Source organism: Stenotrophomonas sp. 05L414_2, assembly GCF_056397905.1.
In genome coordinates, this window is record NZ_JBFTOJ010000095.1 from 1 (window position 1) to 15,689 (window position 15,689).

Annotated in this window: 18 protein-coding genes; 11 read left to right on the top strand and 7 right to left on the bottom strand. The window is 67.1% G+C overall.

Annotated features, from left to right (window positions below; genetic code table 11):
- Together gspI and gspH are read right to left on the bottom strand one after the other, a co-directional pair.
- On the bottom strand, positions 1-260 hold a 260-nt coding region (gspI, locus tag AC1DJN_RS13830; protein WP_478039328.1), incomplete at its 3' end, for a type II secretion system minor pseudopilin GspI.
- The gene (gene gspH, locus AC1DJN_RS13835; RefSeq protein ID WP_059064322.1) at positions 257-703 is read right to left on the bottom strand and encodes a type II secretion system minor pseudopilin GspH; all 447 of its coding nucleotides are present in this window, start codon (positions 701-703) and stop codon (positions 257-259) included. The genes gspI and gspH, both read right to left, overlap by 4 nt.
- Positions 704-819: 116 nt before the next feature.
- Between gspH and AC1DJN_RS13840 the strand changes: the two genes are divergently transcribed.
- Complete coding sequence (locus tag AC1DJN_RS13840; RefSeq protein ID WP_032974572.1) at positions 820-1,278, top strand: general secretion pathway protein; 459 nt, start codon at positions 820-822, stop codon at positions 1,276-1,278.
- Between the two features lie 7 nt (positions 1,279-1,285).
- Here AC1DJN_RS13840 and AC1DJN_RS13845 read toward each other — a convergent pair whose 3' ends face one another.
- Positions 1,286-1,627 carry a hypothetical protein gene (locus AC1DJN_RS13845; protein ID WP_032974574.1) on the bottom strand — a complete coding sequence of 114 codons (342 nt, stop codon included), beginning with the start codon at positions 1,625-1,627 and terminating at the stop codon, positions 1,286-1,288.
- Between the two features lie 201 nt (positions 1,628-1,828).
- On the opposite strand from AC1DJN_RS13845, the gene AC1DJN_RS13850 reads away from it, so the two are divergent.
- From AC1DJN_RS13850 to AC1DJN_RS13875, 6 genes are all read left to right on the top strand, one after another.
- Positions 1,829-3,451, top strand: a complete 1,623-nt coding sequence (locus tag AC1DJN_RS13850) for a ShlB/FhaC/HecB family hemolysin secretion/activation protein (RefSeq protein WP_478039329.1) — start codon at positions 1,829-1,831, stop codon at positions 3,449-3,451.
- A gap of 37 nt (positions 3,452-3,488) precedes the next feature.
- On the top strand, positions 3,489-5,273 hold the full coding sequence (locus AC1DJN_RS13855) for a DUF2341 domain-containing protein (RefSeq protein ID WP_478039330.1): 1,785 nt from the start codon (positions 3,489-3,491) through the stop codon (positions 5,271-5,273).
- A 10-nt stretch (positions 5,274-5,283) separates the two neighbouring features.
- Positions 5,284-5,697, top strand: coding sequence for an ExbD/TolR family protein (locus tag AC1DJN_RS13860; RefSeq protein ID WP_025874382.1), 414 nt, complete (start codon positions 5,284-5,286; stop codon positions 5,695-5,697).
- Positions 5,698-5,700: 3 nt separating this feature from the next.
- Positions 5,701-6,402: a cell envelope integrity protein TolA gene (gene tolA, locus AC1DJN_RS13865; protein WP_478039331.1), complete on the top strand. Its 702-nt coding sequence runs from the start codon at positions 5,701-5,703 to the stop codon at positions 6,400-6,402.
- A gap of 42 nt (positions 6,403-6,444) precedes the next feature.
- Entirely contained in the window at positions 6,445-8,184 is a 1,740-nt protein-coding gene (locus AC1DJN_RS13870; RefSeq protein ID WP_478039332.1) for a putative porin, read from the top strand.
- A gap of 96 nt (positions 8,185-8,280) precedes the next feature.
- Positions 8,281-8,610, top strand: a complete 330-nt coding sequence (locus tag AC1DJN_RS13875) for a hypothetical protein (protein WP_025874385.1) — start codon at positions 8,281-8,283, stop codon at positions 8,608-8,610.
- A gap of 78 nt (positions 8,611-8,688) precedes the next feature.
- On the opposite strand, the gene AC1DJN_RS13880 is transcribed toward AC1DJN_RS13875, so the two are convergent.
- The 4 genes from AC1DJN_RS13880 to AC1DJN_RS13895 all read right to left on the bottom strand — a co-directional run bounded on the left by AC1DJN_RS13880 (position 8,689) and on the right by AC1DJN_RS13895 (position 11,505).
- A complete protein-coding gene (locus tag AC1DJN_RS13880) occupies positions 8,689-9,087 on the bottom strand; it encodes an OsmC family protein (protein WP_025874386.1) in 399 nt (132 codons plus the stop codon).
- An 80-nt stretch (positions 9,088-9,167) separates the two neighbouring features.
- Positions 9,168-9,809, bottom strand: coding sequence for a hydrolase (locus tag AC1DJN_RS13885; RefSeq protein ID WP_025874387.1), 642 nt, complete (start codon positions 9,807-9,809; stop codon positions 9,168-9,170).
- 79 nt (positions 9,810-9,888) lie between these two features.
- Complete coding sequence (locus AC1DJN_RS13890; protein ID WP_442251387.1) at positions 9,889-10,569, bottom strand: isochorismatase family protein; 681 nt, start codon at positions 10,567-10,569, stop codon at positions 9,889-9,891.
- Between the two features lie 69 nt (positions 10,570-10,638).
- Positions 10,639-11,505 carry a pirin family protein gene (locus tag AC1DJN_RS13895; RefSeq protein WP_134832649.1) on the bottom strand — a complete coding sequence of 289 codons (867 nt, stop codon included), beginning with the start codon at positions 11,503-11,505 and terminating at the stop codon, positions 10,639-10,641.
- Between the two features lie 150 nt (positions 11,506-11,655).
- On the opposite strand from AC1DJN_RS13895, the gene AC1DJN_RS13900 reads away from it, so the two are divergent.
- The 4 genes from AC1DJN_RS13900 to AC1DJN_RS13915 all read left to right on the top strand — a co-directional run.
- Positions 11,656-12,582, top strand: coding sequence for a LysR family transcriptional regulator (locus AC1DJN_RS13900; RefSeq protein ID WP_032974583.1), 927 nt, complete (start codon positions 11,656-11,658; stop codon positions 12,580-12,582).
- Positions 12,583-12,704: 122 nt separating this feature from the next.
- Complete coding sequence (locus AC1DJN_RS13905; RefSeq protein ID WP_478039333.1) at positions 12,705-13,208, top strand: RNA polymerase sigma factor; 504 nt, start codon at positions 12,705-12,707, stop codon at positions 13,206-13,208.
- Positions 13,209-13,290: 82 nt separating this feature from the next.
- Complete coding sequence (locus tag AC1DJN_RS13910; RefSeq protein WP_442251779.1) at positions 13,291-14,244, top strand: FecR family protein; 954 nt, start codon at positions 13,291-13,293, stop codon at positions 14,242-14,244.
- 275 nt (positions 14,245-14,519) lie between these two features.
- Positions 14,520-15,689: STN domain-containing protein (locus AC1DJN_RS13915; protein ID WP_478039334.1), on the top strand; the 1,170-nt coding region annotated here is incomplete at its 3' end.

Consider the following 15,689-nt stretch of genomic DNA (forward strand, 5'->3'; position numbering starts at 1 on the left):
TTGCCCAGGTGCTGCTGCACCAGGAAGCGGGTGCGCCCCTGCAGGCACAGCAGACGTGCATCGCCGGGAGGCTGTGCGGACAGACGCAGCTCCTGCCAGCGGTCCTGCGCGCACAACAGGRCCAGCCGACGGTCACGCAGACGCGACTGGTCATCGGTCGCCACCGCCACCGAGCGCATCACCGCCGCCAATGCGATGGCCACGATGGCCAACGCGATCAGCACCTCAATCAGGGTGAATCCGTGTTGCTGCCGTTTCACTGCAGGACCTGCAATTGTCCGCTGCCATCATCACGAAGACGCAGTCGACGACCGTCCAGCGACAACGCCAGCTCCCACGGCACACCAATCCATTCGGGGCTCAGCTCGATGGCAGCCGTGGGTTGCACGGTGATGCCACGGGTCTGCCACTGCTGGGGGCGCAGCAGGTCATCACGCCGCAGCTCGACCCAGCCCTGGCTGTCGCGGCGGCTGAAGCGGTAACCCTCTGCAGTGGCCTGCCAGCGGATCGGCCGACCATCAATGCGCGCTTCATCGCGAGCGACCTGCAGGCGCTGCGCCAGCCGCTCCGATTCCTGGCGCAGCTGCCGCGCAGGGTCGAGCAGGCTGCCCAGGCCGAGGCCGATACCCGCCGTGCAGATGCCGATGATGACCAGCACCACCATCAGTTCGATCAGGGTGAAACCGCGTGGTCTGCCTTGCATCGCACATCGCTTCCCGTCCTTGCCGATACCTGCCAGCGTAGGCGCGGATGATGAAACAAAAGCGTCAGCGTCAGCTGCTAGCGTGGCCGCACAGGAACCTGGCGAAGGTGCGGAACATGGACGGCAGGCGTTGGGATCGCAATCGCACGTTGACCCTGCTGGCGGCCATGCTGCTGCTGACCGTCGCGGGATACTGGGGCATGGCCCTGTTCATGGCGCCGGCTCGCGTTTCCGCCGCCACGGTGCAGATCGCCGTACCCGCTGCCCCGGCCTTCGACGACGCTGCGAGCGCACCGCTGGTGCGGCTGCTTTCGCCAGGTGCAGTACAGACCGAGGTGACCGTGCTGGGGGTGATGGCAGGGCGGCAGGCGCCACTGGCATTGCTGTCGGTGGATAGGGCACCTGCCCAGGCCTATGCGCCGGGGCAGCGGCTTGGTCCATCTACCGTATTGGCAGCAATCAGCGCGAACGCGGTTGAACTGCAGCAGGCAGGACAACCGCGCTCGCTGCCCGTGCCCGAACTGCCGCCGCTGCCCACCGATGGCATCGTTCCCGCCGCGCTGGGGCGGCACTGAACACGGCTCAGCGCGCTGGACGCTGCGGCACCACCGAACGCCCGAACGCATCGCCCATGCGCTGCCGCGTGCCCTCCAGGTTGTACTGCAGCAACTGGTTGCCGGGCTTGCGCATCAAGCGCTCGGCCTCGGGAAGATTGGGATGGAGGGCGTTGTTCTCTGCCGGCGCCAGCTTGCGTTGCAGGCAGTCCCAGGCGGGGATGCGCTCGCCATTGACCTGTACTTCGATGCATGGCGCTGCATCTGCCTGTTTGGCAGCCTGGTCGGCCCGCGCCCAGGGCGAAGCCAGAGCCAGAACCAACGTCAGGCAGAGGGCAGGGCGGTTTGGCGTAAGCAGAGTGGTGTGCATCCTGAATCACCCGAGGCAGCAAGCGCTTTGCAATGAAGACGTGTGCCAGGCGAAGTGTCCGCCTGCGCCTGTTTCAGCATCGTCAACAGATGACAGTGCTGTCACAAAACTGTTGGCGGTTTTAACGCGGCCTGCACGTCCTGTTGGTAGACCCACGCGCCGCTCCCTGGCCATTCCCTTCGATACGACGCGATGCCTTCGATGACTCCCGTTCCGTGCCGTGCCGTTCGCCTTCCGCTGCGCCTGCATCCCTTGCTGCTGGCCTTGGCCTCGCTGCCGTCTCCAGCGTTCGCGCAGGACGCCGCGCCAGCGCCCACGGTGAACATCAACGAGTACATCGTGCGCGGCAACACCGTGCTCGATGCGCGCCAGATCGAGCGCGCGGTCGAACCGTTCCTCGGCCCCGGCAAAACGCTCGCCGATGTCGAGAAGGCGCGCGATGCAGTCAACGCGCTGTACCAGCAGGCCGGCTACCAATCGGTCTATGTGGAGCTGCCCGAGCAGCAGGTCAACGCGGGCGTGGTGCTGCTGAAGGTGCAGCAGACGCCCATTGGCCAGCTGCGCGTGGTCGGTGCCCGCCATGACTCACCCGAGCGCATCCGCGAGCGGGTGCCGTCGTTGGCTGAAGGGCGCGTGCCCGATTTCGACCAGGCACAGAAGGAACTGACGGCGCTGAACGAAGGGGGCCGCCGCCAGGTGATGCCATTGGTGCGCGAAGGCCAGGTGCCGGGCACCATGGATGTGGACCTGCAGGTGGAAGAGAAGTCGCCCYGGCGTGCCAGTGCGGCGCTCAACAACGACCACAGCGCCGATACCGAGAAGCTGCGCCTGAGTGCATCGCTGGCCCACGACAACCTGTGGCGGCGCGGCCACAGTGCGAGCATCGGCGTGTTCATCGCGCCGGAAGACACCCACCAGGCAAAGGTGTTCTCCGCCTCCTACACCGTTCCCTTCGAGGGCACGCCGTGGAGTCTTGAGGCATCAGGCTACACGTCCGACAGCCGCGTACTCAATGCCGGCGGACAAGGCGGCGCAGGCACGGGCACCGGCACCAACGTGATCGGCAACGGTCATTCCATTGGTCTCAAGCTCAACTACCGCCTGCCGGGCAGCGGCGCTTGGTGGCGCCAGCTCAGCCTCGGCGTGGACTTCAAGGACACCGAAGAAGACACGCAGATGGGCAAGGACAGCCTGAAGACGCCCTTGAAGTACGCACCGGTCACGCTGGCCTTCGTCGGCGTGCGCCAGGGCGAGCACGATCAGCTGAGCATCAACACGCAGCTGGTGGCGGGAACCCGGCGTCTGTTCGGCTATGGCAGCAACGCCACCGATTTCGGTCAGAAGCGCTACTGGGCCGATCCGAGTTTCGTGGCGTTCAAGGCCGATGTCTCCAACACGCACACCTTCGGCAACGACTGGCAGTGGTCTGCGCGTGGCTCGCTGCAGGCGACCGATGCACCGCTGGTCTCGGCCGAACAGTTCGCCGCCGGCGGCATGTACACCGTGCGCGGCTACCTGTCGGCCGAAGCGATCGGCGACTACGGTGGCCTGGCCAACCTGGAATGGCGCACCCCGGCGTGGTCGCTGTGGAGCGGTACCGACCTGCGGCTGTACAGCTTCGCCGACGCGGCCTACCTGCGCCTGCGTCAGCCGCTGCCGGAACAGCGCGACAAGTACAACCTGGCGTCGGTCGGGCTGGGCGCGCAGCTGCGCCTGGGCGAACACCTGCAGCTGCGCCTGGACTACGCCTGGCCCTACGCCGATGGCCCGGTCACGCGCAAGGACGACCCGCGCCTGCATTTCAACATCAGCACCAGCTACTGACCCTTCCCTTGAGATGCGTTCTCCGGAGACCTTTTGCATGGACCGTCTGCTTTCCCGAATGTTGCTGCTGTTGGCTGCGCTGATCGCGCTGCCCGCGGCCGCGGCCGATGCCAACTGGTGGCAGGCCGAATGGAAGTACCGCAAGCCGATCACCGTCGACGCAGGCCCACAGGGCGCGGGGTTGACCGGCAACCCCGGGCGTACGCCGCTGCTGCTGCGCCTGCATACCGGCAACTTCGGTTTTGATGGCACCCAGGAGGGTGGCAACGACCTGCGTTTCGTTTCTGCCGACGGTCGCACCGTGCTGGCCCATCAGATCGAGCAGTTCGACCCGAACCTGGGCCTGGCCCTGGTCTGGGTGGACGTTCCGGCACTGACCGCCAGCGCGCCGCAGACGATCTGGATGTACTACGGCAACGCGAAGGCACCGGCCAGCGGCAATGGCCAGCAGGTGTTCGATCCGGATTACACGCTGGTCTACCACTTTGCTGAAGCCAATGCGCCGGCCCGTGATACCACGGCCTACGGCAACACGGCCGGTGCAGTAGTGCCTGCGGCGGAAAGCACGGTGATCGGGCGTGGCGTGCAGCTGGGCGTCGGTCCACTGCCGCTGCCGGCCAGTGCTTCGCTGGCACAGGAAGCGGGTGCGCCGCTCACTGTTTCTGCCTGGATCAAACCGGGCGCGCTGACCACCGCGCAGGCGATCTACGCCCGGCGCGATGGCAGCGCAGAGCTGGTGGTGGGCATCGACAACCGGGTGCCGTTCGTGCAGCTCAACGGTCAACGCAGCACGCCGGCGCAGCCGATTCCGGAAGGGCAGTGGGCGCATGTTGCGGTTACCGCCGAGAAGGGGTCGCTGCAGCTGTATCTGAACGGTCGCGTGGTGGCCCAGCTCAGTGGTGAGCTGCCGGCACTGACCACCGCAGCGGTGGTGGGTGCCGATGCGCCGGGCGCGGCGCAACCGCTGGCCAACTTCGATGGCGCGCTGGATGAACTGCGCATCTCACGCGTAGCACGCCCGGCGGCGCTGCTGCTGGCAGATGCCACCGCGCAGGGCGCCGATTCGCGCCTGATCAGCTACGGCGCCGACGAGCAGTCGGCCGGGCAGAGCCACTTCGCCTTCATCCTCAAGGCGATGCCGTTCGATGCCTGGGTGGTGGTCGCCATCCTCGGCCTGATGATGCTGTTGTCCTGGGCGATCATGATCGCCAAGAGCCGTCATTTCGGCCGCACCAGCAAGGCCAATGCGGTGTTCACCGAGAGCTTCAGCAAGCTCTCCGGCGTGCCGCTGCGCACGTTGTCCGAGATGGACCGGCAGGGCAAGGTGCCGACGGCGATGCACGATGGCTCGCTGTGGCGCATCTACCAGGTGGCCATCGATGAAATGCAGCAGCGTCATCAGCGCGATGGCAACTCCGGCTACCTGAGCGCGGCCACCATCGCCGCCATCCGCGCGTCGATGGATGCGGTGATGGTGCGCGAACAGGAAGCGATGGCGAGGCGCATGAACTGGCTGTCGACCACCATCGAGGGCGCACCGTATGTCGGTCTGTTCGGCACCGTGATCGGCATCATGCTGGTGTTCGTGGTGGCGGCGATGGCCGGTGCGGTGGACATCAACTCGGTGGCCCCGGGCATGGCGGCAGCGCTGCTGTGTACCGCCGCCGGCCTGGGCGTCGCGATTCCTGCGCTGTTCGGCTACAACTGGCTGGGGGCTCGCGCCGAAGCGATCGGCGCCGACATGGCGGTGTTCRTSGAYGAGTTCGCCRCSCGCCTGGCCGAAGAGCAGGACGGGCGCGGCCCGGCCGTGGTCCAGGGCTGAGGGGCCGGCCATGGGCTACAAGGCGAAGTTCGGCATCAAGAAGCGCGAGAAGGGCATCAACGTGACGCCTTTCGTCGACGTGCTGCTGGTGGTGTTGGTGATCTTCATCCTGACCAGCAACGCCTCCATTCCCGGCATCGAGGTCAACCTGCCGAAGGCCAGCAACAGCACCGCACTGGAGAAGCCCAAGACCAAGGCGATCACCATCGACCCCAGTGGCCAGGTGTTCCTGGATGCCTACCCGGTGACGATGACCGAGCTGGAGGACCGCCTGCGTACCGAACGGGCAACCTCGCCGGATTTCCCGGTGATCGTGCGCGGTGATGCGCAGGTGCAGTACGCGCGCGTGGTCGAGGTGCTGGATCTGCTGCGTCGGCTGGAGCTGGCCCAGGTCGGCCTGGTCACCGGCAAGGCGCAGGGCTGAGGCATGGCCGGTCATCGACCACCCCTGCAGGAGCCCGGTACGCGCGGACGCCAGTTGCTGGTGACGATCGCGCTGGTGCTGGCGGCGCTGCTGGTACTGGATGTTGCCGTGTGGTGGCTGCTGTTCAAGGACACCGCCAGCACCCGCCGGCCGGTGCTGCAGCCGCCCATGCTGGCGTTGCCACCACCGCCGCCGCCTCCACCACCACCACCGGAAAAGCCGCCTGAGCCGGAGACGCCGCCGGAAGAGACCGTGCCAGAGCCGGAACCGCTGGACCAGCCAACGCCGGCCGAAGAACCGACGCCGACGCCGGACAACGCCGACCCTGTGACCATGGACGCCGATGCACAGGCCGGTGGTGACAACTTCGGCATCCAGTCGGGCAGCGGCGGTGGCTCGTCCGGCGTTGGCCGCGGCGGTGCCGGCAACGCCAGCTATGGCCGCTACCTGGGCTATCTGATGCAGCAGGCGATTTCGCGCGACGCGCGGGTCAAGCGCCTGGCGTTCCAGCTGCAGGTGAATGTCTGGCTGGCGCCCGATGGCCGGCTGGAGAAKGTCGAGCTGGTGCGTGGCAGCGGCAACGAAGAGGCCGACGTGGCCGTGCTTGAAGCACTGCGACAGATCGGCAAGGTCGACCAGATGCCACCGGCGTCGCTGGATTTCCCCGCGCGCGTGCTGATCCAGGGGCGCCGTCCCGGCGCGTGACCGATGACTTCCGTGATTTCCCTTCTTTCGATGAGAACCGTGATGAACGACCACGACCGCGCTCGAACCGCATCCCGCCGCCCACGGCCGGCCCGACGGGCGTTGCTGTGCTGCGCCGTACTGCTCAGCCTGGCCGCGCCGGCCAGTGCGATGGCTGCCGAAACCACCATGGTCAAGTTGATCAAGGGGCTGATCGCCAGCGGCGCGCTCAAGCCCGAAGACGGCCAGGCCCTGTTGGTGCAGGCCGAAGCAGAAGCGGCGGCTGCGCAACGCGGTACCGCGGTCAGCGCAGCCAGCAGCGGCGGCGTGGCGCTGGAAGCCGGCGACGTACGTGTGCCGTACGTGCCGCAGAGCGTGCGCGATGGCATCCGAGATGAGGTACGCCAGGACGTGATGGCGCAGGCCAAAGCCGAGGGCTGGGCCGCGCCGAACGAGGTGGCCGAGTGGACCAAGCGCATCAAGGTCAGCGGTGACATGCGTGTGCGCAGCGAATCGCGCTTCTACTCCGAGCGCAACAGCGACATCGAGACCAACTGGGCCTCGGTGAACGCCGGCAACGGCTTCGATACCAACAACAACACCAACCTGCAGCTGCCGCCGCTGCTCAACACCCGCCAGGACCGCCGCAATCTGTGGCGCATCCGCGCACGGCTGGGCATCGAAGCGACGATCGGCCAGCACACCACCGCAGGCGTGCGCCTGGCCAGCGGCAGCAGCAACGGGCCGGTGTCCACCACCGAACAGCTTGGCGGTGGCCTGGGCAAGAAGGACGTGTGGCTGGACCAGGCATGGCTGGCCTACAGCCCGGCCGACTGGGTGACGGTGCGCGGCGGACGCTTCGGCAATCCGTTCTGGACCAGTGACACGCTGTTCTCCAACGATCTGAACTTCGACGGCCTGGCGGYCAACCTCAGCTACGACCTCGCCGAGGACGTCGGCCTGTTCGGCAACCTGGCGGTGGTGCCGTTGGAGTACACCTCCGACAGCGCGCCCAGCCAGAGCCGGGTGAAGACGCCCAACGAGAACAAGTGGCTGTCCGGTGCGCAGGTGGGGGTGAACTGGCGCTTCAACGATGACAACAGCCTGCGTGCGGCGCTGGGCTACTACGATTTCAAGAACATCAGTGGTCGCCTGTCGTCTCCCTGCGCGCTGTACGCCGGCGCGGTCGGTTGCGATACCGACTGGTCGCGGCCGGCGTTCATGCAGAAGGGCAACACCCTGATGCTGATCCGCGACATCGCCCGCAACCCGTTGGATCCGGCCAACACGCCCACGCCGCAGTATGTGGGCCTGGCTTCTGCCTTCCGCCTGGCGACCTTCAACCTGCGCTGGGATACACAGCTTGCGCAGGACATCGGCATGCGCCTGGATGCGGACTACATCCGCAACCTGGCCTATGACAAGCAGGCCATGTTCGCGCGGGCCAACAACGGCATCGTCAACAACTACGGTGCCGGTGGCAGTGCCAGCATCGACACCTTCCGCAGCGGCGACACCGCCTGGATGCTGCAGGCCACCTTCGGCGCCACCGAGCTGAAGGAGAAGGGCCAGTGGCAGGCCCTGCTGGGCTACAAGCGGATCGAGGCCGATGCACTGCCCGATGCCTACAACGATCCGAACTTTCACCTGGGCGGCACCAATGCGCGCGGCTACTACGTGGGCGGCGCCTATGCGCTGGACGCGCGCAGCTGGATCAGCGGCAAGTGGATGGCGGCCAAGGAAGTGTCGGGCCCGCCGTTGTCGATCGATTTGTTCCAGCTGGAGTTCAATACCGGTTTCTGATCGGACAGCGTGATCGCAGTCACGACACGTGTGGCGGGGGTGCGGCAATGCGCCCGTCTAGGAAAGGAGACCACGCGTTGCACAAAGGAGGAGTGGATGAGCCGTCGCAAACTGTTCGAGAGTTCCGAGCCCGCCGCGCAGGCACTGGGCATCGGGCCGGCCTATGTCTCGGTGGAGGGATTGCGCCAGCATCTGGCCGAATTCCTGCTGTATGCAGGGCGGCCGGTGGTCATCATGCGCGGGCGCAGCGAGGTCGGCTATTTCCTGCCGGCACGCTGCTGGCGCCAGCGCGAGGATGATCCGCTGGCTGCCGCCGCGGCCGATCAGCTGCTCGATGCCGCCGGCTTCCAGGTCGAAGACATCCAGCAGGTCGAACAGGAATTCAACGCCATGCGCCAGCGCACCGTGCTGCATTCGCGGCGTTGAAACCAGGGCCGCCGGGCATGGCCCGGCGTTACCTGATGGCGCCAGGCTCCTCCGGTAGCGCCGGGCCATGCCCGGCGATCAGGCAGCAGCCCCGCGCTCGCTGGTGATCCGTGCACCTTCGCGCATCACCAACGTCACCGGGGTCTTTTCCACCACCTCCAGCAAGCGCTGCCACTGCGCATCGCTCARCTCGGCGGTGGCATGCAGTACACGGTGCACATGGAAGCGTCCATCCGCATCACGTTCGGAACGCAGCTCGGCGTGGAACTCGCCCAGCTCCCAGCCCTTGCGCTGCGCGTACATGCGCAGGGTGATGGCGGTACACGCGGCCAGCGAGGCCAGGTACAGGTCGAACGGGGCGAAGCCCTTGCCCTGGCCGCCGAGTGAAGCGGGTTCATCGGCCGCGACATCGAAGTGGCCGTTGCTGATGTGGTGCAGGTAGTTGTCGGCGGTCGAAACAATGCGTGCGTAGGCCATGGGAATTCCCGGTGGTAGGGCCGAGCCATGCTCGGTTGCAGGAAAAGGCGGCGCCAGCCGGAGCCGGAGCCGCCAAGGAATCACTCGGTACGATCGTACGAGAACTGGATGCCAGCCGTGCCACCGGTTTCGATGAAGAGATTCATGAAGGCCGGCACGGTCTCCGCCCGTACCCAGTCGCGCTGCAGTTCGCAGAACAGCTGCGTCACGCTGATCAGCTGGCCGCCGGCCTGTTCGATGCGGCGCAGCGCGGCATCATGCGCGGCCAGCGACGTGCCGCCCACCGCGTCGACCACCACGTAGACCTCATAGCCTTCCTTCAGCGCATCCAGCGCGGGGAAGGTCAGGCAGGCTTCGGTCCACAGCGCGGTCATGATCAGTTTCCTGCGGCCGGTGGCCTTCACCGCCTTGCGGAACTCGACATCTTCCCAGGAGTTGATGGTGGTGCGGTCGTAGGTCGGGTAGTCGCCCAGCACCTTGCGCAGCTGCGCGATCGGCGGCTTGTTCAGGCCGGTCTGTACGTTCACGGTCGAATGCACGATCGGCAGGCCATAGGCGACCGCCGCCTTGGCAGTGCCGACGATGTTGTTGACCAGCAGCTGGCGGTCCATCGAGGCGATGGAGTTCACCTGTACCGGCTGGTAGTCGATGATGATGAAGGCGGAATTCTGCGGGGTCAGCAGGTGGTCGCTGACGGGGTCGCGGATCGGTTCACTGGCCATGGGGGTGTCCTGGTCGGGGTTGGCTTGCGGTGGTGCCGGCGGCGTGCCGGCAGGCGGAAATCGCCGCGGATGCAGCGGCTCAGCTACGCTGCGAATCCAGCTGCTCGTGGTTCTTCTGCACGTCCTGCGCTTTCTGGTAGCTCTCGATCAGCAGCTGGTAGTTGGGGAAGATCTGCGTGTAGATCGCGGCCCACTGCTGGGCGTCCTCGCGGTTCCAGGTGCGCTGGATTTCCGAGGCGACCGCAGCGGTATCCATCGGCACCACACCGGCCTGCACCACGCGCGCCAGGGTGATTTCCTCGGCCATCTTCGAATAGGTGCCGGAGGCATCGACCACCGCGAACACCTGGTAGCCGTCGGCGACGGCGGCAATGGAGGGGAAGGCCATGCAGACGCTGGTGATGGTGCCGGCAATGATCAGCTGGCTGCGGCCGGTGGCCTTCACCGCGGCCACGAATTCGGGGTTGTCCCATGCGTTGATCTCGCCCCGTCGCGCTACGTATTGCGCATGCGGTGCGGCGTCATGGATCTCCGGGATCAGCGGGCCGTTCGGCCCCTGCGGTACCGACGCGGTGGTGATCACCGGCATCTTCGCCAGCGCGGCCATCTTCGCCAGGGCGGTGGCGTGCGCGCGTACTGAAGTGAACGGCATGTCACCGATGGTCTGGAACAGGCCACTCTGGTGGTCGATCAGCAGCATCGCGGCGTTGTCCGGGTCGATCACCGGGCGGGCGCCGTTGAAGTTGGCGGGGGTACTCATGGTCAGTCTCCTGGGGAGGGGGCGAAGGCCCGGAATGCGGCGGGCGGTTGCCCGCCGCAATGCAGTGGATCAGTGCGCGATCTGGCCGAAGCGGCCGCCGTTGAAATCGTTGACGGCCTGGCTGATCTCGGCCTGGGTGTTCATCACGAACGGGCCATAGCCCACCACCGGCTCGTCGATGGGTTCGCCGCTGAGCAGCAGCACGGTGGCGTCGCTGTCGGCGTCGATGAACACGTCTTCGCCGCTGCGGTCGAAGGTCACCAGCTGTGCTTCGCCGACTGCCTGGCCACCGTTGATCCGCACCGTGCCCTTCAACACCACCAGCGCCAGGGTGCGGCCGTCGGCCACCGGCAGCTCGGCGTGCTGGCCCTGCAGCAGGCGGATGTCCCACACGTCCATCGGGGTATGCGTGCGGGCCGGGCCGGCATGGCCATCGAATGTCCCGGCGATGACGCGTACGCGGCCGGCACCGTCGGGCAAGGCCACTGAAGGAATCTGCGCATCGAGCAGGGTCTGGTAGCCCGGTGCGCCCATCTTGTCCTTGGCGGGCAGGTTGACCCACAGCTGCACCATGTCCAGGGTGCCGCCGCGCTTGCTGAATTCCGGCGTGTGGAATTCCTCATGGAGGATGCCGGAGGCAGCGGTCATCCACTGCACGTCACCCGGGCCGATGGTGCCGCCGGCACCCGTCGAGTCGCGATGGGCCACTTCGCCTTCGTAGACGATGGTGACCGTCTCGAAGCCGCGATGCGGATGCTGGCCGACCCCGCGCGGGGTCTCGCTGGGCGGGAAACTGTACGGCCCGGCGTAGTCCAGCAGCAGGAACGGGCTCAGGTGCTGGCCGTGGGTGTTGTAGGAGAACATCGAACGGGCGGGGAAGCCGTCGCCCACCCAGTGCGGGCGGGGGGCGCTGTAGGTACCGGTGACACGCTTCATGGCGATCTCCTGACCGGGGCAACCGGTCGCTGTTTTTCGTTGCGGAGACGATATCGGCGTGACAATGGCCCCGGTAGTCGGCAGAATTTGCCGTCATAGTCCTATTTAGTGAACGATGCAGGCCCGGCAAGGGCCGCAGGAGATCGTCCCGTGTTCATCGCCGACATCCGCCGCTGCGATCTGAACGACCTGTTCTACTTCGCCATGGTGGTCGAGCATGGCGGCTTCTCGCAGGCCGGGCGCGCGCTGGCGATGCCCAAGTCCAAGCTCAGCCGCCGCATCGCCCTGCTGGAGGAGCGRCTGGGTGTCCGCCTGATCCAACGTTCGACCCGCCGCTTCTCGGTCACCGAGATCGGCCAGGACTACTACCGGCACTGCAAGGCGATGCTGGTGGAGGCCGAAGCCGCCGAGGAGGCCATCGCGCTGTCGCGTGCCGAGCCACGCGGCACCCTGCGGCTGGCCTGTCCGATCGCACTGCTGCACGCGCGCATTGGCGCCATGCTGGCTGACTTCCTGGCCCTGCATCCGCAGGTGACCCTGCAGCTGGATGCCACCAACCGGCGCGTGGACGTGGTGGGCGAGGGCGTGGATGTGGCCATCCGCGTGCGCCCGCCACCGCTGGAGGACAGCGATCTGGTGGTGCGCGTGCTGGCCCGCCGCATCTGGTGTACGGCTGCCAGCCCGGCCCTGCTCAAGCGCATGGGTACGCCGAAAGTGCCGGCTGATCTGGCGATGATGCCGACCGTGGACCTGGCATCGCCCGCCCAGGTGCATGCCTGGGAATACGCCGGGCCGGAGCAGGTGCAGGCCAGCGTGCACCACCGCCCGCGGCTGGTCAGCGATGACATGATCGCCCTGCGCAGTGCGGCGGTGGCGGGTGTCGGCGTGCTGATGCTGCCGCGGATGATGATCACCGACGAACTGGCCAGCGGCGCGCTGGTGCCGATCCTGCCGCAGTGGCAGCCCAGGCACGGCATCGTGCATGCGGTGTTCCCGTCGCGGCGCGGCCTGCTGCCGGCGGTACGCGCGTTGATCGACTATCTGGCCGAGCGTTTCGAGGCGCTGGAGGAGCCGTAGATCCAGGCCGTGCGTGCAACGTGGCGGATGACCGGGGGTGCAGGATCGGCGGTTGCCGCCTACACTCCCGGTCCGGACCGTCGCCATCACGCCCATCATTCCCCGGTCCGGCCTTGGCACTTATGTCTCCCAATGCCCTGGCGCTGATCGAGCTGTTGATCCGCGAGCGCCGTGCGTTGTCCCGCTTCATTGCCCGCTACCTCGACCCGGCCAGTACCGAGGACACCCTGCAGAACCTTTATCTGAAGGCCAGCAGCGTGCCCGGCGACCCGCCGATCCTGGAACCGCGCGGGTACCTGTACCRCATGGCCTACCACCACGCGCTCAACCGCAGCCAGGCCGACGCACGCGAACGGCGGGCGATGGCGGAGTACGCCAGCGACCTGGCCGATGCCAGCACTGATGGCCAGGCGCAGGCGCTGGACCAGGCCCAGCTGCGCGAGATCAGCCAGACCATCCTGGCGCTGCCGCCGCAGGTGCGCGAGTGTTTCGTGCTCAACCGCTACCTGGGGCTGAGCGAACGCGAGATCGCCGAGCGCCTGGGTATTTCCAAGAGCGTGGTGGGCAAGTACGTGATGCGCGCGGCCCTGCTCATCCAGCAGCACCAGCGGGGAAGCCGCGCATGACCGGCATGTGCCGTGGGCAGATGCCGCTCGCCGTTGTCTCAACTGTAAGGCGCACCCGTTGGTGGTGCCGCAGGCCACAATCATGACTACGTCCATACCCTCGCCGCGTCAGGCCAGGCAGGCGTTGCGCTGGGTGATACGGTGCAATGCGGGCCGGTTGCCGGAGCGCCAGCAACGCGCCCTGCAACGCTGGCTGCAGGCCGATCCCCGRCATGCCGATGCCTGGCGCCAGCAGCAGGCCTTCTGGCAATGCCTGGATGCCGCCGGCCCGGATGTCCTGGCTGCGCTTCCGGAGCTGACCGCCGAACCCGCGCTGCGGCCCCTGCAGCCGCGTCGTCGAGTGCCTTGGCTGCTGGCCAGTGCGGCGGTGCTGCTGCTTTCGGTAACAGCGGCGCCGCACGCGTGGCTGCTGGTCCGCAGCGACGTGCGCAGCGACAACGCGCCGCGCACGGTGCAGCTGCAGGATGGCAGCACTGCCATATTGGATGCAGGCAGCGCGCTGGCGCTTGATTTCAGCGCCGGCCAGCGCCGCCTGCAGTTGCTGCGTGGCAGGGCCTGGTTCCAGGTGGCGCACGAAGCACGACCGTTCCGGGTGGAGGCAGGCGGTGGCGAGATCCGTGACATCGGCACGGCGTTCAGCGTTGCACTGCAGGATGCCGTGGTGACCACCGAGGTCAGCCAGGGCGAAGTGGAGATCAGGCCGGGTCATGTCGCCGCGCAGCGGCTGCAGGCGGGCCAGGCACGCGCGTTCCGTGATGGCCGCTGGCTGCAGCCGTTGCAGCTGGCCGATGTGGAGGCCATCGCACCGTGGCGACGCGGCGAGATCGTCATTGATGATCTGCCTGCGCAACAGGCGATCGAGCGCCTTGCCCGCTATCGGCGTGCGCCGGTCTGGGTTCTGCACGGTCAGGGCGCGCAGGTGGCGGTGAGTGGGTTGTTCCACCTGCAGCAGCCGGATGCGGCGATTGCCGCAGTGGCCCGGCAGGCCGGTCTGCGCAGCCAGCGCCTGCCGGGCGGCGCGTTGTTGGTGTGGTGATGCCACGGGACTAGTGGGTGGGTTCATCCACGCATGGCGTGGATCTACTGGCGTGATTCGTGTTCATCCACGCATGGCGTGGATCTATTCGGGCGCATGGTAGATCCACGCCATGCGTGGATGATCTGTCGATCAACGAAAAAAACCGTGGGCAGATCCGATCCCACCTTGTCTCTAGTGGTATAGCCAGAGCGAAACCGCGTTTCTTCTCAAGCCAACCGAGCCGCGTGCACCCGAAGTGCGCACGGTCCCGCCACCTTGAGGAGTCACCGTTCATGCCGTTCCCGGCATCCGCCCGTCATCGCCGCGCCACCATCCTCGCCCTGGCCATCGCCACGGCACTGGTTCCCTTCGCTTGGGCGCCGACCGCCCGCGCCCAGGCCGCTACCGCCTCCGTGCGCGCGTATGCCATCCCCGAACAAGCCCTGGCCGGCGCAGTGCGCAGCTTCGGTCGCCAGTCGCAGGTGCAGGTGGTGTTCCGCAGCGATCTGGTGGAAGGGCGGCGCTCGCGCGCAGTGCAGGGCCAGTACAGCCCCGCCGAGGCACTGGACCAGTTGCTGCAGGGCAGTGGCCTGCGCGCGCAGCAGGAGCCGGGCGGTACCTGGACCCTGCAGGCCGCCGCCGATGACGGCGGGGTGGTGGTCACCGACACGCTGAAGGTGGGCGGACGCCTGCAGGCCGACGGCGGCGAAACACGTGATCGTTGGGGATACGACGACGTGTTCGCGCTCGACCTGAGCACGGCCTATTCCGGTCGCGACCGGGTGGAGCGCTATCGCGGCGCCAACCCGGCCGACGTGGTCAAGGACCTGGTCGGTGTGTTCAGCGGCGACGCCCGCAACAGCGGCGCACTGGACCTCAACATCCGCGGCATCCAGGGGCCGGGACGGGTGCCGGTCAGCATCGACGGCGGCGAGCAGGCACTGACCGTATGGCGGGGCTACAACGGCGTCAGCAACCGCAACTACATCGATCCCAACCTGATTGGTGGCATCCAGGTCATCAAGGGGCCAGCGKTGGTGCGCGATGTACACAGCGGTATCGGCGGAGCGATGGTCATCAAGACCCTCGACGTCGACGACATCGTGCCGGCCGGCGAGCGCTTCGGCGGGGAGCTGAAGATCGAAGGTAGCAGCAATGCGGTCTCGCCGCGCCTGCCACGGCTGCACACCGGCGAGGACTACCGCACGGTGGAGGGGTTCCCGCAGTCGTCGCCGGCCTCGCCCTATGCTGACCGCACCCTGGTGGTGCCAGTGAAATCGCGCAGTGGTGACAACCCGTTCGATGGCGATGACCAGGCCTGGCGCCTGGCGCTGGGCTGGCGCGGTGAGAGGGTGGACGTGATGGCCGCCTACGCGTGGCGCAAGCGCGGCAACTATTTCTCCGGCAGCAAGGGCAGTGCGTACTACGACCAGGACCCGCGCGAGCAGTACGAATACCAGGGC